Genomic DNA, 20,788 nt, shown 5'->3' with positions numbered 1-20,788 from the left:
GTCGATGCCGCAAACATCCCCGACCGCCGCGCCCCGTGCGCGCGGGCGTCCGGCCCGGCCGGAATCGGAACAATTGGCGGCGGCGCTTGAAGCCGCCACGTGGCTGCTGTTGAACGCCGGCTATGCCGCGACCACGCTGGAAGCGGTTGCCAAGCGCGCCGGGATGGCCAAGAAAACTGTCTATCGGTATGCCGCCAATCGAGAGGATCTGGTGGCGCAGGTGGTACGCGGCTGGACGGATGCCTTTGAACCCGTGATGGCCCAGGAAGTGCAGACGTCCGCCGAGGTGTTGCCCGCCTTGGCCCGCGTGTTGGACGTGATTGCAGCGCGTGCGCTGTCGGCCGACGCAGTGGGCATGTTTCGATTGCTGACGGCGGACTTCCCGGCGCGCGAGGCGCTGCTGCCCGTGTATCAGAAGAACGGCATCGAACGGGGCACGGCGATGTTGGGCGATTGGCTCGCCGGGTTGGGCGAACGCGGCCTGATCCAGATCCGACAGCCGCACGTCACCGCTGGCCTGTTGCTGTCCATGGTGATCGCCGAGCCCCTGCGGCAGATGGCGTTGGGCCTGGCGCCGCCGTTGCCGGAGGGTTCCGTCAGCGACCGCATCCAGGCGGCGCTTGCGCTGCTTGCCGCAAGCCGCACCGGCGACGGGCCCGGGTTTGCGCTGAATGGCTGAGGGGGCAGGGCGGCCTCAGGCGTTCAGCTTGCCGCCAGTTGATTCAAGCCATTGGCAAAGGCCGCGTGCGGGATTACCCTGGGGTATCTCGCATGGCGTAGTCCATGCCGAGACTGCGTACTTTCTATCATTCCAAGGAGCGGCAATTCATGGCCAAGAAACTGAATGAGAAGACCACCAAGACGCTCAAAGAGCGGCGCAAACTTCCGCTGGCAACGCCTACCGACCTGGCGGCTGTTGCCACCCGCGACATCTCCGCCGCACTGAACCAGCTACTGGCCGACGTGTTCGCGCTGTATTTGAAAACCAAGAATTTCCACTGGCACGTCAGCGGTCCGCACTTCCGCGACTATCACTTGCTGCTTGACGAGCAAGGCGACCAGTTGTTCGCCATGACCGACCCCATCGCGGAACGCATCCGCAAGATTGGCGGCACCACGCTGCGTTCGATCGGGCACATTTCGCGCACGCAGCGCATTTCGGACAACGACGCCGATTACGTCCAGCCCCTGGACATGCTGGCCGAGCTGCGCGAAGACAACAAGGTGCTGGCGGCCTCGCTGCGCGAAGCCCACAATATCACCGACGAGCACCGGGACATCGCCAGCTCCAGCCTGATCGAGAACTGGATCGACGAGACCGAACGCCGCACCTGGTTCCTGTTCGAAGCCAGCCGCCAGGGCGACTCCACGGGCCATTGATCCCGGCGTTCACCCGGCGCGCACGAACCACCGCCCAGCCATGACGGCCTGGGCGGTTTTTTATGCCCCCGGCTTGTTCATTTTCTGGCCCATGAACGTTCACCCGTATCGGCCTGGCGAGACTACCGTAGCCGGACCCTAATTCGGGACGCATGGCCTGCGGCGCCCGCGTTTTCCCGCCGCGACTAAGGCTTTTATCCAATAGGCGCAGGCGGCGGGAAGCAGTAAAAGAACCGAATCATTTGCGGGCATGTTTGCACTGACCAAACGAAGGCAACTCGCCAACGCGAAAAGGCACCGTCGATATTGACCGCCAGGCGCAAGCGCCGCCGGCAGCAAAGGGCTGGCACGCATAGACGCGGGGTGTAAGGGCGTTCACGCGGCACGCGCCGCAGTACGCGCGGCAGCTTGAATTGTTGCGGTTCGGCTTTTGATCGAGCTTTAGCCCAATGTCGCTGCTGACTCGTTACCGTCGTCTGCTGCTGGCCGGCGTGCTCTGCCTGCAGGGGTGCGCGAAGCTTGGCCCCGACTTCGAACCTTCGCGCGAGGCGTGGACCGGCCAATGGGACACGCCGGCGTTGCAGCTGGCCACCCAGGCGCGGCCGCAACCAGATGCCAGAGAATGGTGGCGGCTTTTCGACGACCCGGTCCTGGAATATGTCATCGCGCAGGCCGATGCGAACAATCCGGGCGTGCAAATCGCCGGGCTGCAGATCATGGAAGCCCGCGCGCAGCTTGGCATCGCCCGCAGCGGCCTTTATCCCCAAACCCAGATCGTGGGTGCTGACGCCCTGTATCAGCGCCGGTCTTCGCGCTCGGCCGAGGGGAACCCGCGCCCCAGCAGCTTCTGGCAATACAGCGCGGGATTCGATATTGGCTGGGAACTGGATTTCTGGGGGCGATTCAGTCGCGCTATCGAGTCGGCGGATGCGTCATATTTTGCGGCCCAGGCGCATCGTGAAGATGTGCTGGTTTTGCTGCATGCCCAAGTCGCCGAAAGCTACTTCGCCCTGCGCACGACCGAGGCGCGGTTGCGCATTGCCCGCGACAACGCCGTCATCCAGAAGCGCAGCTACGAAATCACCGAACGGCTGTTCAGAAGCGGCGAGACCGATGAACTCGACCTGCAGCAGGCAAAGACCCAGTATCTGAGCACCCTGGCCACCATCCCTGAATTTGAAAGCCAGATCGCGCGGACGCGCAACGCGCTGGCCATTTTGATTGGCCGCCCGCCGGGCCCCATGCCGGAACTGCCGGCGCAGGCGGAAAAGGCGGCCGTCGTGCCGTTGATCGACCGGGCGGTCCTGCAGGACGTTCCCGCCAATTTGCTGTTGCGGCGCCCCGACATCCGTTCCGCGGAATTTCGTATCGCGGCGCAGTCGGCGCTGGTCGGCGTGGCCGAGGCGGACCTCTATCCCTCGGTGGCCCTGTTGGGCAGCATCGTCTGGTCCGCCACGTCGCTGGCGGGGACGTCGGGCGGAATGGCGCTGCTGGGTGGCCCCACGCTGAGCTGGAACGTATTCGACCACGGCCGCCTGAAGAACAACGTGCGCGTGCAGGACGCCCGACTTCAGCAACTGATCGTCGCTTACCAGGACGCGGTCCGGCAAGCGGCGCGCGAGGCCGACGACGCCGCCAGCGGGCTGATCAAGGCGTTGGAGCGTGATGGCATCCTGCATGACTCGGCACAGGCTGCCGGGCGCTCGCTGACGTTGGCCAACGCGCTGTATCGCGAGGGCTATTCCGACTTCCAGCGGGTGCTGGACGCCCAGCGTGCATTGGCCGCCCAGCAGGACGCCTACGTGGTGAACCGGGGCGCCGCCGTAAGCGACTTGATTGCCTTGTACAAGGCGCTGGGCGGCGGCTGGCACAGCGACGCGCCCGTGCTCGACCCGGCCACGCGCGACCAGATGCGGCAGCGCACCGACTGGGGCGATCTGTTGTCCGAGCCGACCGGCCCCCCCGCGGGTCCTTCCCTGCAGAAGGTGCGATCCGATGAGTGACACGCCCCGTCCCCCCGCCGCTCCCGCGACCCCAACGCCCTCAGCGCCACCCGCGGCTCCGCCGCCACCTCCTTCCGACCCCTCCCGGAAGGGCGTCAAGTGGGTCGGCCTGCTGATCGTGGTGAGCCTGGTGTGGTATCTGCTGGCCGACCGGTTCACGCCTTACACGCAGCAGGCGCGCGTGCAGGCCTTTGTCGTATCCGTGGCCTCGGAGGTGTCGGGCCGCGTGGCCAAGGTGCATGTGCGGAACAACCAGGACGTCCAGGCCGGCGCCATCCTGTTCGAAGTGGATCCGGAGCATTACCGGATCGCCCTGGACCGCGCCCGCGCAGACCTGGAGGCGACGCGCCGGCAGATCGGCGCCAGCACGGCCGGCATCGATTCCGCGCAGGCGTCGTTGCGCGCGGCGCAGGCCAATGAGGTCAGGGCGCGCCAGGACAGCAGTCGACTCGAGCGCCTGTACCGCGACGACCAAGGCACGATTTCGCTGCGCCGGCTGGAGATCGCGCGGGCGAACCTGGCGCAGGCCGTCAGCCAGGTCGCGGCGGCGCGGGCGGAAGTGCAGCGGGCGCGCGAACAGGAGGGCGGCAACGAGGAAGACAACGCCAAGCTGCGCAGCGCCGCGTCCGCCGTGGAAAAGGCAGAACTGGATCTGGCCAACACGCAGGTGCGCGCCCGAGCGGCGGGCCTGGTCACCGACCTGCGCACCGATGTCGGTCAATTCGCCGCCGCCGGTAACCCGGTGATGACGTTGATCGCCATCCACGACGTCTGGATCAACGCGGAAATGACGGAAAACAATCTGGGCCATGTCGAAGCCGGCACGCCTGTGTCGGTGGTGTTGGATGCGCTGCCCGGCAGAATCTTCGAAGGCCGCGTGCGCAGCGTGGGGTATGGCGTCAGCGTCGGGCCCGGCACGCCGCCTGGCAGCCTGCCGACGGTGCAAAACAGCCGCGACTGGTTGCGCCCGGCGCAACGCTTTCCGGTCGCGGTCGAGATCAATCCGGGGGAATTGCCCCATTTGCGCGGCGTGCGCGTAGGGGGCCAGGCAGAGGTCATGGCGTTTCCTTTTCCGGGCAATCCGCTCAACCCGCTGGGCCGCGTGTACTTGCGCCTGATGAGCTGGCTTTCCTATGCCTACTGACGCTATGCCCTCTGACGCTATGCCCTCTGACGCTACGCATGCTGATCCCGACCCACGTGCCCGGCGGGCGCTGCGCCTGGCCATCGGCACCGCGCTCTGCCTGGCCATCGGTTTCGGCCTGGACCTGCCGATTCCCATGGTCGCGCCGGTGCTCGGCCTGTTCCTGCTGGCCTCGATGAACCGCCCGCTGTCGTTCAAGGCCGGCCTGGGCCTGATCGTCGTGGTCCTGGTGACCACGGCCCTGGGCCTGTTGCTCAGCCCGGTGCTGCGCTACTACCCGCTAAGCGGCGTGCTGCTGATCGGCCTGGGGCTCTTTCTTGCCTTTCGCTTCGGCATGCGCGGTGGCAACAACCTCGTGTCCCTGTTCCTGGCCATCGGCCTGACCATGATTTCGGCCGCCGGCACCATCGATTTCAGGCTGGCTGCGATCGTGATCGAGGCGCTGGTCAAGGGCTTGTTTGTCGCCGTCCTGGTTCTGGGGTTCTGCCACTGGCTGCTTCCTGAACTGCCCAACGCGCCGGTGCCGCCGCCGCCTCCGGTCCTGCCCGACAACGAGGCCAGCCGGCTGGCGCTGCGTGCGTCGCTGGTCGTACTGCCCGCTTTTCTGCTGGCGCTGACCGACCCGCTGGGCTACATGCCCATCATCCTGAAATCGATCAGCCTGGGCCGACAGAGTGGTGTTGCCGCGGCGCAAGGCGCTGCGCGCGAGCTGCTGGGCTCGACGCTGTTGGGAGGCGCGCTGGCGATCGTCTTCTGGTGCGCGCTGAGCCTGTTCGTGAATCTGTGGATGTTCTTCCTGTGGATGCTGCTGTTTGGCCTGGTGGCCGCGCGCAAACTCTATCGACTGGCCCCGACGCGGCATCCGCCCAGCTTCTGGTTGAACACGCTGGTGACGCTGATCATCCTGCTTGGCCAATCGGTGCAGGACAGTGTCGCGGGCAAGGACGTCTACACCGCCTTCGCGGTGCGCATGGGATTGTTCATCGTCGTCACGCTCTATGCCTGCCTGATGCTGCGCCTGCTTGAACCGCAACCCCGGACGCCGCGCAAACCTGGCCTTCTTCACCGCTATTCGCCTGGAAGACTCAAAAGGAGCCCGCCATGACCCCGCAAGACACTCAACCCCCTGCTGCCTCCACCGCCGGATGGCGCTTCAAGTGCGGCATCGGAATGTTCATCCTGGCCTTCGCGCTGTGGCTCCTGATTCCGATCGCGGCCTCGATGGACACGCCGGGTTCGCGCATCGCGGCCCTGACGGGCGCGATCTTCATCGCCAACAAAGTGCTGCTGATCTCGTGCATCGCCGTCATGGGCAAAGAAGGATTCCAGCAGCTCAAGGCGATCGTCTTCGGCCACGCCAAGCGCCTGGCGCCGGTGCAGAAGGTTGGTCCTGTCCGCCACGCCATTGGCTTGGTGATGTTCGTCCTGCCGCTGCTGACGTCGATGCTTGAACCCTACATCGACCAGATCTGGCCCGGGCTCAGGCCCAACCTGTGGCAGCTGCAACTGCTGGGAGACGTCATGCTCATCGCGAGCTTTTTCGTGCTGGGCGGCGACTTCTGGAACAAGCTGCGAGGCCTGTTCGTCCGCTCGGTGTAGGCAATGGCATTTTCATGCGACTGGCTACTTCGCCTCTGCACGGGCCGTACGATGACGAGCCGCATTGGCCAAGTCAGCGATCGGCGCGAGCAACCCGCGATCGAACGTCTCGTGCGCCTGGCCAGCGCGCAGCCGCAGGGGCCAGTCGGCGTGCGTGAGCGCGCCGCGGCCCAGCGACACGAAGTCCGCCTCATGCCGCGCCAGCATCCCGGCGGCCTGCGTCGCGTCATGGAGCGACCCGTTTGCCAGCACCGGCACCGAAACATGCCGACGCGCCAGCGCGGCGAGGCTTGCGCCTGGCGCGCCGAAGGCGGCGTTCCAGGCTTCGAACTCGGTCGTGTGCAGGTAATCGATGGGTAGCGCGCCGAGCGTGCCGAAGATCTGCGCCGCATCGGCCTCGCCGCCTTCCCACTTGTGCGTGAAGTCGTTGACCTTGCCCTGCGAGCTGCGCACGCCCACGACAAAGGGCTGTGTCGTCGATTGCCGGACGGCCTGGATGACTTCCGCCGTCACACGCAGGCGGTTCTCCAGGCTGCCGCCGTAGCGGTCCTGGCGCAGATTCGTGTGGGCGGTGAGGAACTGGTCCAGCAAGTACCCATTAGCGCCGTGTATCTCGACGCCATCGAATCCTGCTTCCTGCGCTCGACGCGCCGCCTGCGCGAAACCTTCGATCGCTTGGGCGATGTCATCGGCGGACATCGCGTCGGGCCAGCGGTACGGCCCTTCACCCCGATAGAAGGCCATTTGCTGCCCCGCCGGCAACACGGCTGAGGGGCCCTTCGTCCCGGTGCAATAAGGATTGCCCTGCGACAGCGCACCGGCGTGCATCAATTGCGCGATGATGCGGCCGCCGTGCGCATGCACACGGTCCACCACGGTGCGCCACGCATCGCGCTGCGCGTCATCGGCCAGGCCGGGTTGGAAGAGATAGCCCTGCGCATAGGCTTTGTCCGTATAGATGCCCTCGGTGATCACCAGGCCGAAGCCGCCGGCGGCAAAGGCTTCGTAGTAGTCGGCCATCAGCGGGGTGGCGTGGCCGTCCGCCGTGGCGCTGACCCGGGTCATGGGCGCCACGGCCAGACGGTTGGCCAGGCGCAATTCCCGTCCCACCTGCAGCGGCGTGAACAATCTGGCGTGCGCAGTGTGCGCATCGCCGGTCGAACGATCGAAAGTCGTGTCCATGTCAACGGCCCTCCGGGTGGCGTACTGCGGCGATGGCCTCGATCTCGATCATCGCGGCCGGGTCGTACAGCGCCTTGATCTCCGCGATCGTGTCGGCCGGGTAGGGCGCCGAGAAGAAGCGGCGGCGCAGCGTCACCACGTCCTGGAAATGTCCCATGTCGGTTACGAAGATGGTGACCTTGATCACGTCCGCCAGGCTGGAGCCGCCGGCTTCCAACGCGCGGCGCAAATTCGAGAAGGCCTGCTCGCCCTGGGCCAAAAAGCCGCCCGAGACGATCTTGCCGTCGTCGGCGGCGCCGGCTTGCCCGGAGATGAAGAGCAGATTCCCGTACTGAATGCCTTGCGACAGCAGGAAAGGTTCGTAATTGTCGGGTTGGGTCTTGACGCGTTGCAGCATGATGCGATTTCCTTCACTTGTAGGGGGAGGCGGGTCAGCCAGGGAATGGCCGGTTCAGGCCTCAAATGTAGGCACCGCCATCGCTCGTGACAAAGGTTCATTTGTCAGCTATAAGAAGAGAAATTCTCATCTATAGGTCAGGCTCTACACATGCAACGCCGATTTCTTCCGCTCTCTGCGCTTCGCGCATTCGAAGCGGCCGCGCGCCTGGGCAGCTTCAAGGCTGCCGCCCACGAACTGTCCGTGACCCCGACCGCCGTCAGCCACCAGATCCGGGCATTGGAGGCGCAGACCGGTCTTGAACTGTTCGATCGTCAAGTGCGCAAGGTGACGCTGAACGATGCGGGGATGCTGCTTTACCCGGTGCTGCGTGACGGGTTCGATGCGTTTGAAGCGACGCTGACCCGGTTGATGCAACAGCGAACGCGGACCCAGGTCAGCATTTCCGCGACGAATGCCTTCACCGTGAAATGGCTGGTGCCGCGCATGAGCGACTTCCGGGCCCTGCATCCCGGCATCGACTTGCAGTTGCTGGCCAGCGACGATCTCGTCGACCTGCGATCGACGGCGGTCGATATCGCAATTCGCTATGGCCGCGGGCCGTATCCCGGTCTGGTGACAGAACCCCTGTTCAACGACCGGTTCGCGCCGGTGTCAAACCCGCGCCTGGGCGTCACGTCCCCGGAAGACTTGGCGCGCGTGCCACTGATCCGTTTCGACTGGAAGCGGCCGCAGCCCGACAACCCTACGTGGGAACGTTGGTTCAAGGTCGCGCAACGGGAAGAACCGTCTCAGGCAAGCGGCCTGCGCTTTTCGGACGAAGGCCATGCCATACAGGCGGCCGTCGCCGGCCATGGCATCGCGCTGGTCAGCTTGGCGTTGGTAACAGACGAACTGCAGGCCGGCCACCTCGTGCAGCCCTTCGGCCCGGCGATCGACGGGCACACCTATCATCTGGCCACGCACGCCGACCGGCCGCGCTCGGCGCCGGTCCAGGCGGTGGCGCAATGGTTGCGGGCACAGGCGGCGCAGGCGAAAGGGGAATAGGCCCCCGTCCCGAAAGAAGCAGCGTGCCCGTTCTACAGCCCGAATGCCGCCTTTTCCTCGCTGCTCAACTTGGCCAATTGCGACGCGCTCAACGCGCCGTCGCCTACCACCTGGACCATATTGTTGGGCCGGTACGCCGAGGCGTTGGCGGGCTGGCCGTCCTTGGACGGCGTCGGCTCGGCCCCGGAAATCGGTTCCGCGCCAAAGCCCAGGATCTGCACATTGATGATGGACGGCTGATTCTGGCGCGCCTGTTGCTGGGCGCGTTGCGCGGAGTCCTGGGCGGCGCTGGCGGCGGAGGTCGCCGCACTGCTGGCAGAGGTCAGCGCGCCCGTGTTGACGGTGGCGGCAACCGGCACGCCGATGCTGTCGCCTTGGGTTTTGATGTTGGCGGCATTCAAGACCGTCTGGGCTCCGATGTACACGTTGCCCGACACGCGGATGCCGGCTTCGCCCGCATCGATCGTGCCTAGTGGCGCATACAGATCGACGTCGCCGGCGGGCACTTCCGCCAACGGCGCCAAGGTGGCGATACCTGCTCCGCTGGACGGCGCGGCGGGCGACAGCGTGATGTTGCCGACGCTGTCGTAGACGCGACGCGGCGGGGTGTACACGACCGTGGTTTTGGAACCCCGCCCCGCGTTGAGGTCACCTTGCGCCGACCACGCCAGCACGTCGCCGCCAAACGTCGTCATGACGCGGCTTTGGCCCAGCAGGATGCTGTCTTGCGCATACAGCTGGATATCGCCACGGCCTTGGGTCAGCACGCCCGCGGAACCCGGCGGCGCCGCACCTTCCACGCCATAAACCTGCGCGCCGCCCGGTGTCAGCACCTGGACGTTGCCCCCGTTGCGGGTTTGCACTCCCGCTCCGCCGTACATCGTGATGCCGCCTTGGTAGGACTGCGCCTGGCCGTCAGCGCCCTGGGAGGGGAAGAGGGCGGCGATGGCTTGCCGGCCGCGCAGGTAGCTGCCTTCGCGGGGGCTGCTCTTGTCGTTGTATTCCCGGCCGCCCGCGCGCAGTTCCGCAAAGTACACCTGGCGTGCAAACACCCGTTGCTGCTCTGGCGGCAGGGCGTTGAAGAAGGCTCGCGCATCGTCGGTGCTACCGGCAAAGTCATACCGTTGCGTCAGCCACAAGAGCAGTTCCGCGTCATAGGCCTTGAACGGCTTGCCTTGGTCGGTCAGCGGCCGGCTGGGGTCCGCCAGGTTGCCGGCATCCAGGTAGCGGCCCAGGAAACCGGCGTAGTCGGGCCCCTTCGCGCCCAGCCCGGCCAGTATTGCGATGGTGGCACCGGGGCGAGTGTCACCCGGCACGATAGGCCCCAGGCTGACGATGGCGGCTTTGTCTTCCATCAGGATATTGCGGCCTGCATTGATCTCCAGTGTGCCGGGGCCCGCAACCGTGAAATTGCTGTACAGGATGTCGCGGCCCGCCTGAACGACGGAGACATCGCGCGCGTCGCCATGCACGAAGTAGTTGTTGCTGTACTGATGGGGAAACGGGTCGTTCAGCGTACCGTTGAATCCCAGGGGGCTGCCGCTGCCCACGATGTCGCGGCCGGCAATCATGCGCACCGGGCCGCCCGCCGCATACCAGTTGGTGCCGGTCAGCGTCGTACCGCTGCTGATCAGTTGCAGCAGCCGGCCGCTGCTGACGCCGATCAGGTCGCCCTCTTTGGCGTAGATGCGTGAAGGGGCGACGACGCCGGACGTGGCAGCCGAGATCGATTCAAAGGCGAACAGGGCCAGGTCTTTGTATGCGCCATCCGGCGATAGTGTGTTGGGTCCCCAGATGATGCTGCTGCTTGTCGCAGCCTGCACCCTGCCGACAAAAGCGGGCCGGTAGATCGAGGCCAGGGCGCTGGTATTGGCGCTGGTACGTCCGAACGAAGCGTCGTTGCCGTAGATGGATTTGCCTGCCAGGAGGTCCAGGCGTGCAAGCGCGCCCGGTGCCAGGGAGGTATTCCGGGAATACTGGATGCTGCCGCTGGCGGCCACCGCAGAGAATTGCGACGGGTAGATGATGACGCCGTCGCCGTCCACCCCTAACGCGGAAACCGGCGACACATTGCCGCCTGCGCTGAACAGGTCGATGGCGGTGTTGGTGGTCCACAATGAGAACCAGGTGTTGGCGCCGTACACGCCCGGTGTGGCGTCCGACTGCAGATAGGGCATGGACACGGGCATGAACACGCGTCCAGGATCCCGGGCGGTCACGATGGCCTGATCGCCCAGGCTTTGCACGTGGAACGCGCTGTCGCCGGGTGTCAGGGTGAGGCCCCCGTTGACGTTGAAGGAGGCTGCGTGGAAGCGGTCCAGGGCGCGCGTGTCGCGGACGGCCCGTACGTTGTAGAGCGGATCCAGCCGTCCGATGGCTGCGGCTTGCAGCAAGGTCTGGCCGCGCAGGTTGGTCACCGCGCCAGTGGATTCATAGTAGCTGGGCAGCGCGGGATTCAGGCCGCCGCCCACACGCAGGGTGATGTCGCCGCCGCCGGTCAGCGCCAAGGTGCCATCGGCCAACATGCGGCCGGTGCTGCCCACCGCCAGCACCAGCCCTTGGCTTTGCGCGTTGATCTGGCGTTCGCGGTCGCTGATGGGGCGCGCCATGATGATGCCCGCATCGCCGCGAACATCGATGTCCAGGTTGCCGCCGCCCAAGGTGCCAAAGCCCGTGAACCCCCGCAGTTCGTCGGCCTGCATCGCGTCACTGGAGGTGTAGGTGCCGAAGTTGAGCCACCAGGCCGTGGGCTCGGCCTGGCCGATCGCCGCGTCGCCGCTGCCCTGGCGCCAAAGCCAGTTTCCGACTTGATCGGAGTTGTAGCCGGTGGACCGGGGCTGGGGACGGCTATTCGACCCCTCCGAGCCTCTCAGCAGGTCTCCCGTCAGGCTGACGCCGGCGCGCAGTGTGACGTTGCCGCCACCATCCGGATACCAGGCGCGATAGACACTTTCCGGCCCGCCGTTCACAAACGCTTCAAAGCCCTTGCTGGGATCACGCAGCACAGTGCCGTCGGCATTGATCAGGCGGGGCTGATTGTAGGGGTCGCCCGAATACGTGCCGGCCGACGATGTCCCGGCGGTGTAGACGCCATAAAGCGACTGCATGCGCAGGCTGCCGCCCGCCAGCAGGTCCAGGTCGCCCGTGCCCGTGCGCACAACGCTGAAGCGCGCGGTCGCGGGGCGGGCGACGAAGGTTCTTTCGCCCATGGGTACGCAAAAATCGGGGTTGTCCGTGCAAAGCGCGGCGGCGTCGGCGTAGCCGAAACTTTGGGCCAATTCGTCGTCCACGGGCTGTCCGATCAGTTCGGGCATGCCCAGGATTTCGGCGACCAGGTCGCCCCAGACGAAGGGGCGGGGGCCGTCAAAGCCATACATGCCGTAGTGGTTGTCGGCCAGCACCAGATTGCCTGGCTTGTTGGCGTCCTTGTCGCCAAACCGTGTGGTTCGCGTGTCGGCCGCGCCAAGATCGGCGCCGCCGGCCAGCCGCATTGACCAGGATTGCGACCCTTCGGGCAGCATGGGCGCCACGGCCCACACCTGGCCCTGGGCGCCATCCACACGCGGGCGCAGGTCGATGTATTCCACGCCCTCCCGCAACTTCACGTTCGTGCCCGACGGAATCAGCGCGCCGCGCGGCAGAATGACTTCGCCTGCCAGCTTGACCTCGTTGAAGACGTTGCCGCCTTCCGGGTTCGCGTTGTTGGGCAGCGGGATACCCGCGGGCCAGGTGACGGGGCCAATGAAGGTCTTGGTCAGCAAGCGGGTGCCGGCGCCCAGGCGCATGCCGGGCGCCAGGGTCAGATCCTGCCGCAGCACGGTACCGGCGGCCTGGGCCACGCTGCCGTCCGGGTGGTAGATGGGCGCCGACAGCACCGTGCCGGCGGGCAGCAACAGCTCCCGCGCCAAGGGCGCGGTAACGGGCAGCACGACGTTCTCGGACAGGGTGCCGCCTTGCAGCATGACGTCGTAGTTCAGGGCGACGCCACCGGGGAATGCGGTGCCGGCCGCCAGCACCACGCCGGCATGCGGGGTGACCATGTCGGCCCCGGTGAAATCAAAGCCCGGCAGCAGTCGCCAGCCGTTCAGATCCTGCTTAACCTCGGGAGGCGGTGCGAAGCCGTCGTTGATGCTGCCATGGATCTGCAAGTCGCCGCCGGCGCGGATGACCAGATTCCCGACTTCACCGGAGCCATAGGCGCCCGGGCGCAGCGGCGTATGCGGGTTGAGGCTGGCGTAGCGATAGCCGGACAGGTCCAGGTCGCCTTGCACCACCAGATTGCCGTCCGGAGTGGCGCTGCGGATTTCGACGCCGGGGCGCAGGTGCAGCGCGTCGCCATAGGCGCGCAGGCCGGCCAGCTTGGTATTGACGAGGTTGCCATTGGCCAGGGCATGGTTGATGAATCCGGTGCTGTCCTCGTGCAACTGCTTCAGGTAGGCCTGGTCAATGACCTGATAAGGTTTCCCGTCCGCCGTGGGCTCGGTGCCCGGCGTCGCGTCGGTGTAGACCCAGACGCCGTTCACCGAGATGCTGTGCGCGCCGCGAATATCCAGCGGGCCACGCGTGTCGATGTCGATGTCGCCGGCGGTGATGCCGCCTAAGCGGGGCGCGTTCAGGTCCAGCGTGCCGCGGGGCAGGCCGTCGTGTCGGGTCGAGGCCGTGCCGGCGCGCAGGTCGATCACGGCGCCGGCGTCCAGTTGCAGCAGGCCCTTGCCCGAGTTCAATTCCACGATGGCGCGGTTGGGCGCGTCGATGATCTTGCCGTAGCTGTCCACGCGCAGCGTCGTGCCATGCGTGTCCAGCACGGCGGTGGACGCCAGGCGCAGCCCGTCCCGCGCGGCCAGGCGGATGCTGCCCACGCCTTCGCCACTGGCGTCGATACGGCCGGCCACGGACAGGCTGCCGTTATCCACCGAGATATTCACGATGCGCGCCCGCACCTCGTCGCCCACGACCAGATTGCCGCGCTTGATCTGGAAGCTGCGGCCGCCAAAGACTTGCCCCTCGTTCAGCCGTTGGTTCAGACCGGCAAAATCCACGCGCTGCGCGCGGATGTCCACCTCGCCAAAGGCATAGGGCACCCGCGTGCCGCCAGCGTCGTAATCGCCCGAGGCCGCGCCCAGGATGCGGCCTTGCAGATCGACGCGGCCGGCGTTGTCGTCCAGCGCCACCGCGGTCAGACGGCCTGCGCGGTTGTATTGCGCGGACAGGTCGATGGTGCTGCCCGCAGCCTGGCTGATGTCGCCGCGCCGACTTTCCAGATTGACGTCGCCGCCCCAGCTGTACTTCGTGATGTCATCAAACGGCACGGGGCGGCCGGACACGTCCAGATGGGCGTTGGCGCCCAGGATCAAGGTGTTGTCGGCACTGACGCTCAGCTTGCCCGTGGGCAATGCGATGCGGCCGTCGAGGTGGACCGAGCTGGCGTCAAGCGCCAGCTCGGCGCCCAACCCCTGAGGCGCAGGAGAGGGCGCGCCCGTGGCGGGGCTGCTGACATGGATGGCGTTGCCCGCCTTGATGCGGTTGACGGAGCCGGCCTCGCCCGTCACTAGCGGCGCGTTCAGGTTGAGCGTGCCGCCGCTGTATTGCCACCCGCCGATGGGGTCGAAGGCCCCGCGCGACTGATAGACGCCCAGGCTGCCTCGGTGATTGGCGGTGATGCGGTCACTGGCCGTCAGGTTGACTTCGGCAAAGCCCAGTGCCAGGCGCGCGTTGTCGGCGTCGCCCAGGGCTTGCGTGTAGGGGCCGTACCCGAATTCGATGCGCTCGGCCTGGATGTCCAGCCTGCCGCTGCCGGTGCCCGCGCCGTTGTCGACGATGCCGACGGGCGGCGCGACCGATCCGTTCCAGATCAGGTTGCCGGCGCGCAGCAGGGCCACGTCGCCCGACTGACCCAGACCGTAGATGGCCGGGGTGGTCAGGGCCAGGGTTTGCAGACGGGACTTGCCCGTGGCCGGATCGGTGGTGTCCAGCGTGACATTGCCCACGAAGTTGAACGAGTCGCTGACGGCGAGCGTCAGCATTTCCAGCGCCGGTGCGCCAAAGCGTCGATCGCCCGCCATCAGGCGGTTCAGCAGGCTCTGGTTCAACGTAAGCCCGTCAGGCAGGCTGCCGCGTGCGGCGGCGGCCGCCAGCGCCGGTTCGCTGCCGGCGTTGACGGCGCCCACGCCCAGGGTCAGATACCGTGCGCCATAGCTGACGGCGGCGCCCAGATCAAAGATCTTGTTGGTGACGGCGGCCAGGGTGCCTTCGGTGTAAAGCAGGGCTTGGCCCGAGCAGGGGGCGGTGGCGCAGGTGCCGATGCGGATCGGGCCGGCACCGCTTGGGGGCTGGTCCGCGGTGGGCGGAAGCATGTTGATCCAGCCGTTGGACAAGGCCAGGATGCTGCTGGCCGCCGCGCCATAGTTGTAGCCGGCGGTGGAGTCGAAGGGCGCTTTGCCACGGCCGATGGTGTTGATCGTTGCGCCGCTTTCGACGGTGATGCCTGTGGTCAGGCCGCTGGTTACCATGAAAACTTCGGCGGCCGACAGCGTGGCGCCGTCGCGTATCACCAGGGACGTGAAGTGCGTCCCCGCGTAGCCGAAGTCCACGGTATTGCTGTTATCGGCATAGTCCACATTGGGCAGGGCACCCAGGACGATGCGCGGTGCGCCCATTGCGCTGAGCTGGGCGGAATCCAGCGATAGCCCCTCGAATCCGGCGCTGCGCCCCGCACCGGCTGCCGTGACTTCAACATGGCCTGCGCCGAACCCGCTCGAGGTCACGGCAAAGGTGCCGCCATAACCGGTGGTCGCAGCTGAGAAGTCCGTGCGTCCCGCAAACGAGAACGCCTGGCCTTCGGCACCCGGCGACAGATGGACCCGAAGCGTGCGCGCATCCGCAGGCAGCATCGCGCGCGGCACGCCGCGGCGCACCGCGTCGGCCTGCACGAAGGAGGCGTAATCCATTTCGTTGTACTGCGACATCTGGCGCAGCACTTGCCCGGACGTGATCAGCAGTTGCTTGGGTACGGCACTGGCGATGTCCGTGCCGCCGATGCTGAAACTGCCCGCGAGCGCCCAGGAGCCATTGCGCAACGGCATGGCGCCCCTGGCCGCGACCCCCGTTGCGGCGCCATTGATTTCCACGCGGAAGGCGCCGGGCATCAAGGCGTAGGTCGATGGCATCAGCGTATAGGTGCCGGCGGGCAGCCCCGGTACGCCGCCGCCGATTGTGACCTGTTGTCCGATTTGCGGCGACGTCTGGCGTGCGTCCGCCGCGGTTGGCGCAATAGCGGCTTGCACCCCAGGGACCAGCGCGTAGACCGGATTGGTGGCCAGGCCAGGAAGGGTGAAGCCTTGGCCCTTGGCATTGACCTGGACCAGGGGGCTGAACCGGGCGTCGGTGGAACCGCCGCGCCCGGTCACAAAACCGGCACCCAGCAATTGACCGCCGCCCGACAGGTCGAGCATGGCGTCGTCGCCTACGCGAACCTCTTTGCCGGCCAGTTGCAGGCCCGCCCGCAACTCGCCGCTGATCGTGGCGGCGCCCACGCCTGTCAGTGCAATGTTCTGCCCGGCGTACTGGTAGCTGACGCCGTCCACGGTGCCGCCGTAAGGCATCACCAGCCCCCGACCGCTGACGGAGATAACGCTGCCCGGCAAGAGGCTGACGCGGGATGTGATGCCGCTGGTGTCGCTGACGCCCACTTCCAGCAGGCCCAGCGGCGCGCGCAATACGCCGCCCTGGTCGATGATGTCGGCCGCCAGACGCAGGCTGCCGAATGCGCTGTAGGGCATGGGCGGCAACGTGTCCGTGTTGCGGCGGACGGTGATGGTGCTGCCTTCCTCGTAGGCCGCCACGCCGTCGCGCCTGCTGCCCGCGCCCGCCACGATGCGCGTGACGGCGCCCGTGTCGGGATAGACCTGCGCGGCGGTGAGGGTCAGGTTTCCGGGGGCGTTCAGCAGTGTTGTGTAGGGTTGGTTCGACAGCGCCAGTTGCGACCCGCGTCCGCCAAGGAGGCGGATATCGCTTTGGCTGCGCAGATCGGCCAGGGTAAAACCGGTGCCGATGTGGCTGACCGAGCCGTCCGGCGCATGCAGGGCGCGTAGCGAGCCCAAGTCGACCGTGTCGCGCACATCGATGAAGCCGGCTTGCGTGAGCAGCACGGATTCGCTGTTGCGCTGCGACGGCGGGATGGTGGAAGACGGCCGGGTAAAGCCGTCTTTTGCGCCGTTGTCGGTGGCGCCAGCCAGCATCACATAAGGTGCCGCCAGCAGCACGCGCGCGGTCGATGTGGACGCTTCCGTCATGCCCATCGAAATGCTGAACAGACGCAGGCTTTGCGCCATGCGTACGCTGACATCACCGGCGAAACTGATCGTGCCGTTGCTGAGCAGATTCAGATTGCCGAAGCCGCCAGCCTCGACCTGAGCGGTGCTGAGCGTCCCGCGACCGTAGACGAGCGCATCCGCCACGGCGTCCGCATCCCCAAAGCCGGCCAGGGCGTCTTCCACGGTGTGCTGCGAAACGACCAGATTGCGTCCCTGGTCCGCGCGCGCGGTCAATGCCGCGATGCGATAGGCCGGCGCGTCGAGGGCGACGGAAAGCGTGCCGGCGGGCGCGCCTGCGGCGCCGGCACGCGCGTTCATCTGGCCATCCAGGTACAGACCATTGGCGGAGCTGATGGCGATGGTTCCGCCCGCGCCCGCGAGAGCGGCGGGGGCGCCGTTGGACAGCACGGTCGCGGCGCTGCCAGAGGCTTCGAGGCGGCTGCCGGGGCGCAACACAACGAACAGATCCGGCGCCACCACGACGCCCAGCGACGCGTCGAGCTGGCTGCCCAGCACAATGTTGCCTCCATCCTGCACGCGGCCGTAGGTGTTCCCCTGGTCATTGATGGCCGTGGCGGCGCGCCCCGCGACGTCCAGCACGGCGTGTTCACCCACCCAGATGGATCGGCCATGGCCGGCCGCCGCCACATCGTCAGTGGCACCCGAGCGCACCGCGCGGACCGCAATGGCGCCGCCCCAGGCATTCAGCGTACCGTTTAGCGTAATCTGCCCGACGCCGCCCAGATCGATCTTCTGGCCCGGATCCACCTCGATCCGCGCGCCATCGCCCACGCGTAACACGGTATCGGCGAGCTCCGCCGCGGTGGCTTGCGCAGTACCCGCCTGCAGCGCCAGGCTTGCGCCCTTGCGTTGCGTCAACGTGCTTTTCAGCGGGTCTTCCAGGTACAGCGGGGGCGTCCAGAGGGACAAGGCCTGGGCCTTGTCATGGGCTGCGCGTGCGCCTGGCGCGTAACGCTGCACAGGCATCGTCACTCGCAGTTGCGCGCCGTCGGCGACGTCCAGACCGTGGTAACCGATGACTTCGTACTGCGAAAAACCTTGGCCGAATGCATTGTCGGCCAGGATTGATACGCCTTGTTCGTCGACGCGCGCAGCCGCGACCGCCGCGCGGACCTGATCTGCAGCTACGATGCGCACCTTATCGGCTTGCAGCGTCAGTTTGCCGCCGCCGTCCACACCCTGGCCGGCAAGCGCACCGTCCAGGGTCAGCATGCCGCCTTCGGCATTGACCCCGGCTGCCAGCGTGATGTCGCCGCCTTTGCCGTTGCGCGTCTTGCCGGTCGCAAGCATGGCCGCGCCGCCCGACACGTCGACGACACTGCCGGCTTCCAGCGTGACGCCGGTGCTGTCTCGCAGCGCCACGATGCCCCCGTTGCGGTAGGCCAGGTTGGCCGAGGCATCGGGCGTGGCATTCAAATTGGTCCACAGGCCGCTGGTGTCCAGCACCGCGCCTGCGCCCAGCGTGACGCCGGTGGGTTTGCCGGCAGGGGCGGACACGGGCGTATCTTCATTGCGGCCGTTGGCGTTCCACTGCTTGAGGACGTTGCCTGCCAGGATCCGGCCGCCCGCCGCCTGGATGCCCGCGTTGATATCAACCTGCGGTGCATACAAGACGACACCCGCGCCGGGTGCCAGGTGCAGCGCATCGTTGATGGCCACCTGTTCGGTGCCGGCCAGGCGGATGTTGCCCAATCGGGCGGTATTCAGCCACGACGCGTCCAGGCGAATCTCGCCCGCGTCGGCGTCGCCCGTGCCCGCCGTGACCTGCCGGGCCACGCCGCCAAGGGTCCAGGCAAGCAGGTTGGTGCTGGCGTCAAAGAGCGGCGTGTAGCGTCCCACCACCAGTTGCGCACGGCGCGCTACGGCGGTCTGGGATTGGGAGTAGCCGTCCGCGTCCCACTGCGGCGCGTCGACCTGACGGGCGCCTTGATAGACCTCGCCCGTCAGCGTGCCGGCCAGTTGAGCGGCATTGGTCGACACAATCAGTTGTCCAGCATCGCGGCCCACGGTATAGCCGCTTTCGAACCGTTCGCGAGGGGCGATCAACGGGTTGTAGAACGTGCGCGTGGCCTTGTCGCCCCAGCGCTCGTGGGTCTGTTCATAGCCCTTGTACAGGCCGGTGTAAAGCAAGTCGCCCGGCGCCCGCGAGGCCTCGTACAGGCGGCCGTCCGCGCCCCGCAGCCAGGTCTGCCGGATCACGCCGTCCTGCACATCCAGTGTGCCGCCCGACAGGTTGATGCCGGAACCGGCACGGGTAAGCAATTCGCCACCCGTGAACGTGGCCGTGCCGCCCTGGGCCAACCATTGCCCCACGCCGCGGTTGTCGTTCACCAGATAGCCGCCCACCTCCAGCAGGCCGCCGCTGGTGTACCAGCGGTCGCCGCTATAGCCGTTGGTGCCGCTAGCCACTTTGACAAGGGTCCGGCGGTCCACCCAGACGTCGCTGTTGTTCAGCAGCTTGCTGTCGCGGTTGACGGGCGCGTCGCGCTGTTCGTTGCCTTGCACGTTGATCTGCAGGTTGTTCGATTCCATCGACATCCGCACACCGATTGCGCCCGCCACGTCCAGTTCGGCGCCGCTGTCCAGGACGGCCTGCTTCTTGGCCGACACGGCAATCTGGCCGCCGGTGGCCAGCGTGGTGGACCCCCCTTGGAACGTCGCCAGATTGCCGGTCACGACTTCGATGCGAGACAGGTCCTGCCGGTCGGCAATGGTGCTCAGGTGGTCGAAGTTGCCGCTCGCCTTGTTGGTGGCGGTGCCGTCCAGCGCCTTGATCGCGGCATCTCGCTGGCTGTCCAGACCGGTGACGGCCGAGGCTTCCAGCAAAACGGCCGTGACGCTGTCCGCGCCCAGGGTGACGCTGCCGGTCGTGTCGCTGGCACGGTTCAGCAGGTGGATCGCGCCGCGGGTACCGATGTCGGTGGTGGATACCAGCACGCCATCCTGGCGCACGTCGTGGCCGGTCAGCGTGATGTCGCCGGTGGGGGCGCTGATCAGGCCGGTGTTGCGGACCAGGCCAGCCTGGCTTTCCGGCTTCAGGATGGCGCTGACTTCGTTGCCCGTGGTGGTGGACTTCGGATTGCCGTCCGTGCCATAGCCGCGGCGGATGACGAAGTCGTCGCCGGCGGCCAGCACAGTCTGGCCGCGCGGCGTGGTGATGGCGCCCGCATGGTGGACCTCGCTACCCAGCAGCAGCACGTAGCCGCCGCCCTTGGTGGCGGTGGTGGGCAGCGCGGTGTCGATGCGCGCGCCCGCCTGTACCTGCACCTGCCCGCGTGCATTCTTGAACGTCGCTTGCGTGCCGTCGGCGTCGACGAACAAGCCCTTGTCGCGGAACTGGTCGTCGGTGATGGTGGCGGCGGCCACGACCAGGTTGCGGGTATTGACCTGGCTTGTCCCTGTGAAGATCACGCCGTTCTGGTTCACGACCAGCACGGTGCCGTCCGCCTTGATCGCGCCCTGGATCTGGCTGGGCTTGGCTCCTGCGCCTACCACCCGATTTAGCACGGCATCACTGGCATCCTGCTTGAACTGCACCGTGGTGTTGCGCCCCACGTTGAAGGTGTCCCAATTCAGGATGGCCCGCGACTGCGTTTGCTCGATGGTGACGGTGTGCTTGCCGTCCCGGGCCGTGGCGACGGCGGTGCGTGCGCCTTCCCATTTGGCCATGGTGCCTTGCGCTTCCCATAATCCGCCTTCCACG

General features: G+C 66.8%; 10 protein-coding genes. 7 read left to right on the top strand and 3 right to left on the bottom strand.

The window, feature by feature from the left end; translation table 11 throughout:
• Positions 1–4 precede the first annotated feature (4 nt).
• From AC27VE_RS18655 to AC27VE_RS18630, 6 genes are all read left to right on the top strand, one after another.
• The gene (locus AC27VE_RS18655) at positions 5–679 is read left to right on the top strand and encodes a TetR/AcrR family transcriptional regulator (RefSeq protein ID WP_488704663.1); all 675 of its coding nucleotides are present in this window, start codon (positions 5–7) and stop codon (positions 677–679) included.
• A 149-nt stretch (positions 680–828) separates the two neighbouring features.
• Positions 829–1,380, top strand: a complete 552-nt coding sequence (locus tag AC27VE_RS18650; protein ID WP_488704662.1) for a Dps family protein — start codon at positions 829–831, stop codon at positions 1,378–1,380.
• Positions 1,381–1,829: 449 nt separating this feature from the next.
• Positions 1,830–3,383 (top strand): efflux transporter outer membrane subunit, encoded by a 1,554-nt coding sequence (locus AC27VE_RS18645; RefSeq protein ID WP_488704661.1) that lies wholly within the window; start codon positions 1,830–1,832, stop codon positions 3,381–3,383.
• A complete protein-coding gene (locus AC27VE_RS18640; protein WP_488704660.1) occupies positions 3,376–4,527 on the top strand; it encodes an HlyD family secretion protein in 1,152 nt (383 codons plus the stop codon). The genes AC27VE_RS18645 and AC27VE_RS18640 overlap by 8 nt, the downstream gene beginning before the upstream one ends.
• 19 nt (positions 4,528–4,546) lie before the next feature.
• On the top strand, positions 4,547–5,632 hold the full coding sequence (locus tag AC27VE_RS18635; protein WP_488704693.1) for a DUF2955 domain-containing protein: 1,086 nt from the start codon (positions 4,547–4,549) through the stop codon (positions 5,630–5,632).
• Entirely contained in the window at positions 5,629–6,126 is a 498-nt protein-coding gene (locus AC27VE_RS18630) for a transporter suffix domain-containing protein (RefSeq protein WP_488704659.1), read from the top strand. Before AC27VE_RS18635 ends, AC27VE_RS18630 begins: the two co-directional genes overlap by 4 nt.
• Positions 6,127–6,150: 24 nt before the next feature.
• On the opposite strand, the gene AC27VE_RS18625 is transcribed toward AC27VE_RS18630, so the two are convergent.
• Both AC27VE_RS18625 and AC27VE_RS18620 read right to left on the bottom strand, forming a co-directional pair.
• On the bottom strand, positions 6,151–7,308 hold the full coding sequence (locus AC27VE_RS18625) for an NADH:flavin oxidoreductase (RefSeq protein ID WP_488704658.1): 1,158 nt from the start codon (positions 7,306–7,308) through the stop codon (positions 6,151–6,153).
• Between the two features lies 1 nt (position 7,309).
• Positions 7,310–7,705 (bottom strand): RidA family protein, encoded by a 396-nt coding sequence (locus AC27VE_RS18620; protein WP_006223328.1) that lies wholly within the window; start codon positions 7,703–7,705, stop codon positions 7,310–7,312.
• Positions 7,706–7,855: 150 nt separating this feature from the next.
• Between AC27VE_RS18620 and AC27VE_RS18615 the strand changes: the two genes are divergently transcribed.
• A complete protein-coding gene (locus AC27VE_RS18615) occupies positions 7,856–8,752 on the top strand; it encodes a LysR substrate-binding domain-containing protein (RefSeq protein WP_488704657.1) in 897 nt (298 codons plus the stop codon).
• Positions 8,753–8,784: 32 nt separating this feature from the next.
• Here the strand turns inward: AC27VE_RS18615 and AC27VE_RS18610 are convergent, their stop codons facing one another.
• On the bottom strand, positions 8,785–20,754 hold the full coding sequence (locus AC27VE_RS18610; protein ID WP_488704656.1) for a filamentous hemagglutinin family protein: 11,970 nt from the start codon (positions 20,752–20,754) through the stop codon (positions 8,785–8,787).
• Positions 20,755–20,788: the final 34 nt, after the last annotated feature.

It is taken from the genome of Achromobacter sp. 18P8.1.1 (genome assembly GCF_057799415.1).
Note: the sequence above shows the minus strand (reverse complement) of the source record. Positions and strands in the feature narration are given on the sequence as shown.

Excerpts from the sequence above, each read along its gene's own strand:
- AC27VE_RS18655 (WP_488704663.1), top strand. The coding sequence starts at position 5 with ATGCCGCAAACATCCCCGACCGCCGCGCCCCGTGCGCGCGGGCGTCCG.
- AC27VE_RS18650 (WP_488704662.1), top strand. The coding sequence starts at position 829 with ATGGCCAAGAAACTGAATGAGAAGACCACCAAGACGCTCAAAGAGCGG.
- AC27VE_RS18645 (WP_488704661.1), top strand. The coding sequence starts at position 1,830 with ATGTCGCTGCTGACTCGTTACCGTCGTCTGCTGCTGGCCGGCGTGCTC.
- AC27VE_RS18640 (WP_488704660.1), top strand. The coding sequence starts at position 3,376 with ATGAGTGACACGCCCCGTCCCCCCGCCGCTCCCGCGACCCCAACGCCC.
- AC27VE_RS18635 (WP_488704693.1), top strand. The coding sequence starts at position 4,547 with ATGCCCTCTGACGCTACGCATGCTGATCCCGACCCACGTGCCCGGCGG.
- AC27VE_RS18630 (WP_488704659.1), top strand. The coding sequence starts at position 5,629 with ATGACCCCGCAAGACACTCAACCCCCTGCTGCCTCCACCGCCGGATGG.
- AC27VE_RS18625 (WP_488704658.1), bottom strand. The coding sequence starts at position 7,308 with ATGGACACGACTTTCGATCGTTCGACCGGCGATGCGCACACTGCGCAC.
- AC27VE_RS18620 (WP_006223328.1), bottom strand. The coding sequence starts at position 7,705 with ATGCTGCAACGCGTCAAGACCCAACCCGACAATTACGAACCTTTCCTG.
- AC27VE_RS18615 (WP_488704657.1), top strand. The coding sequence starts at position 7,856 with ATGCAACGCCGATTTCTTCCGCTCTCTGCGCTTCGCGCATTCGAAGCG.
- AC27VE_RS18610 (WP_488704656.1), bottom strand. The coding sequence starts at position 20,754 with ATGGCCAAATGGGAAGGCGCACGCACCGCCGTCGCCACGGCCCGGGAC.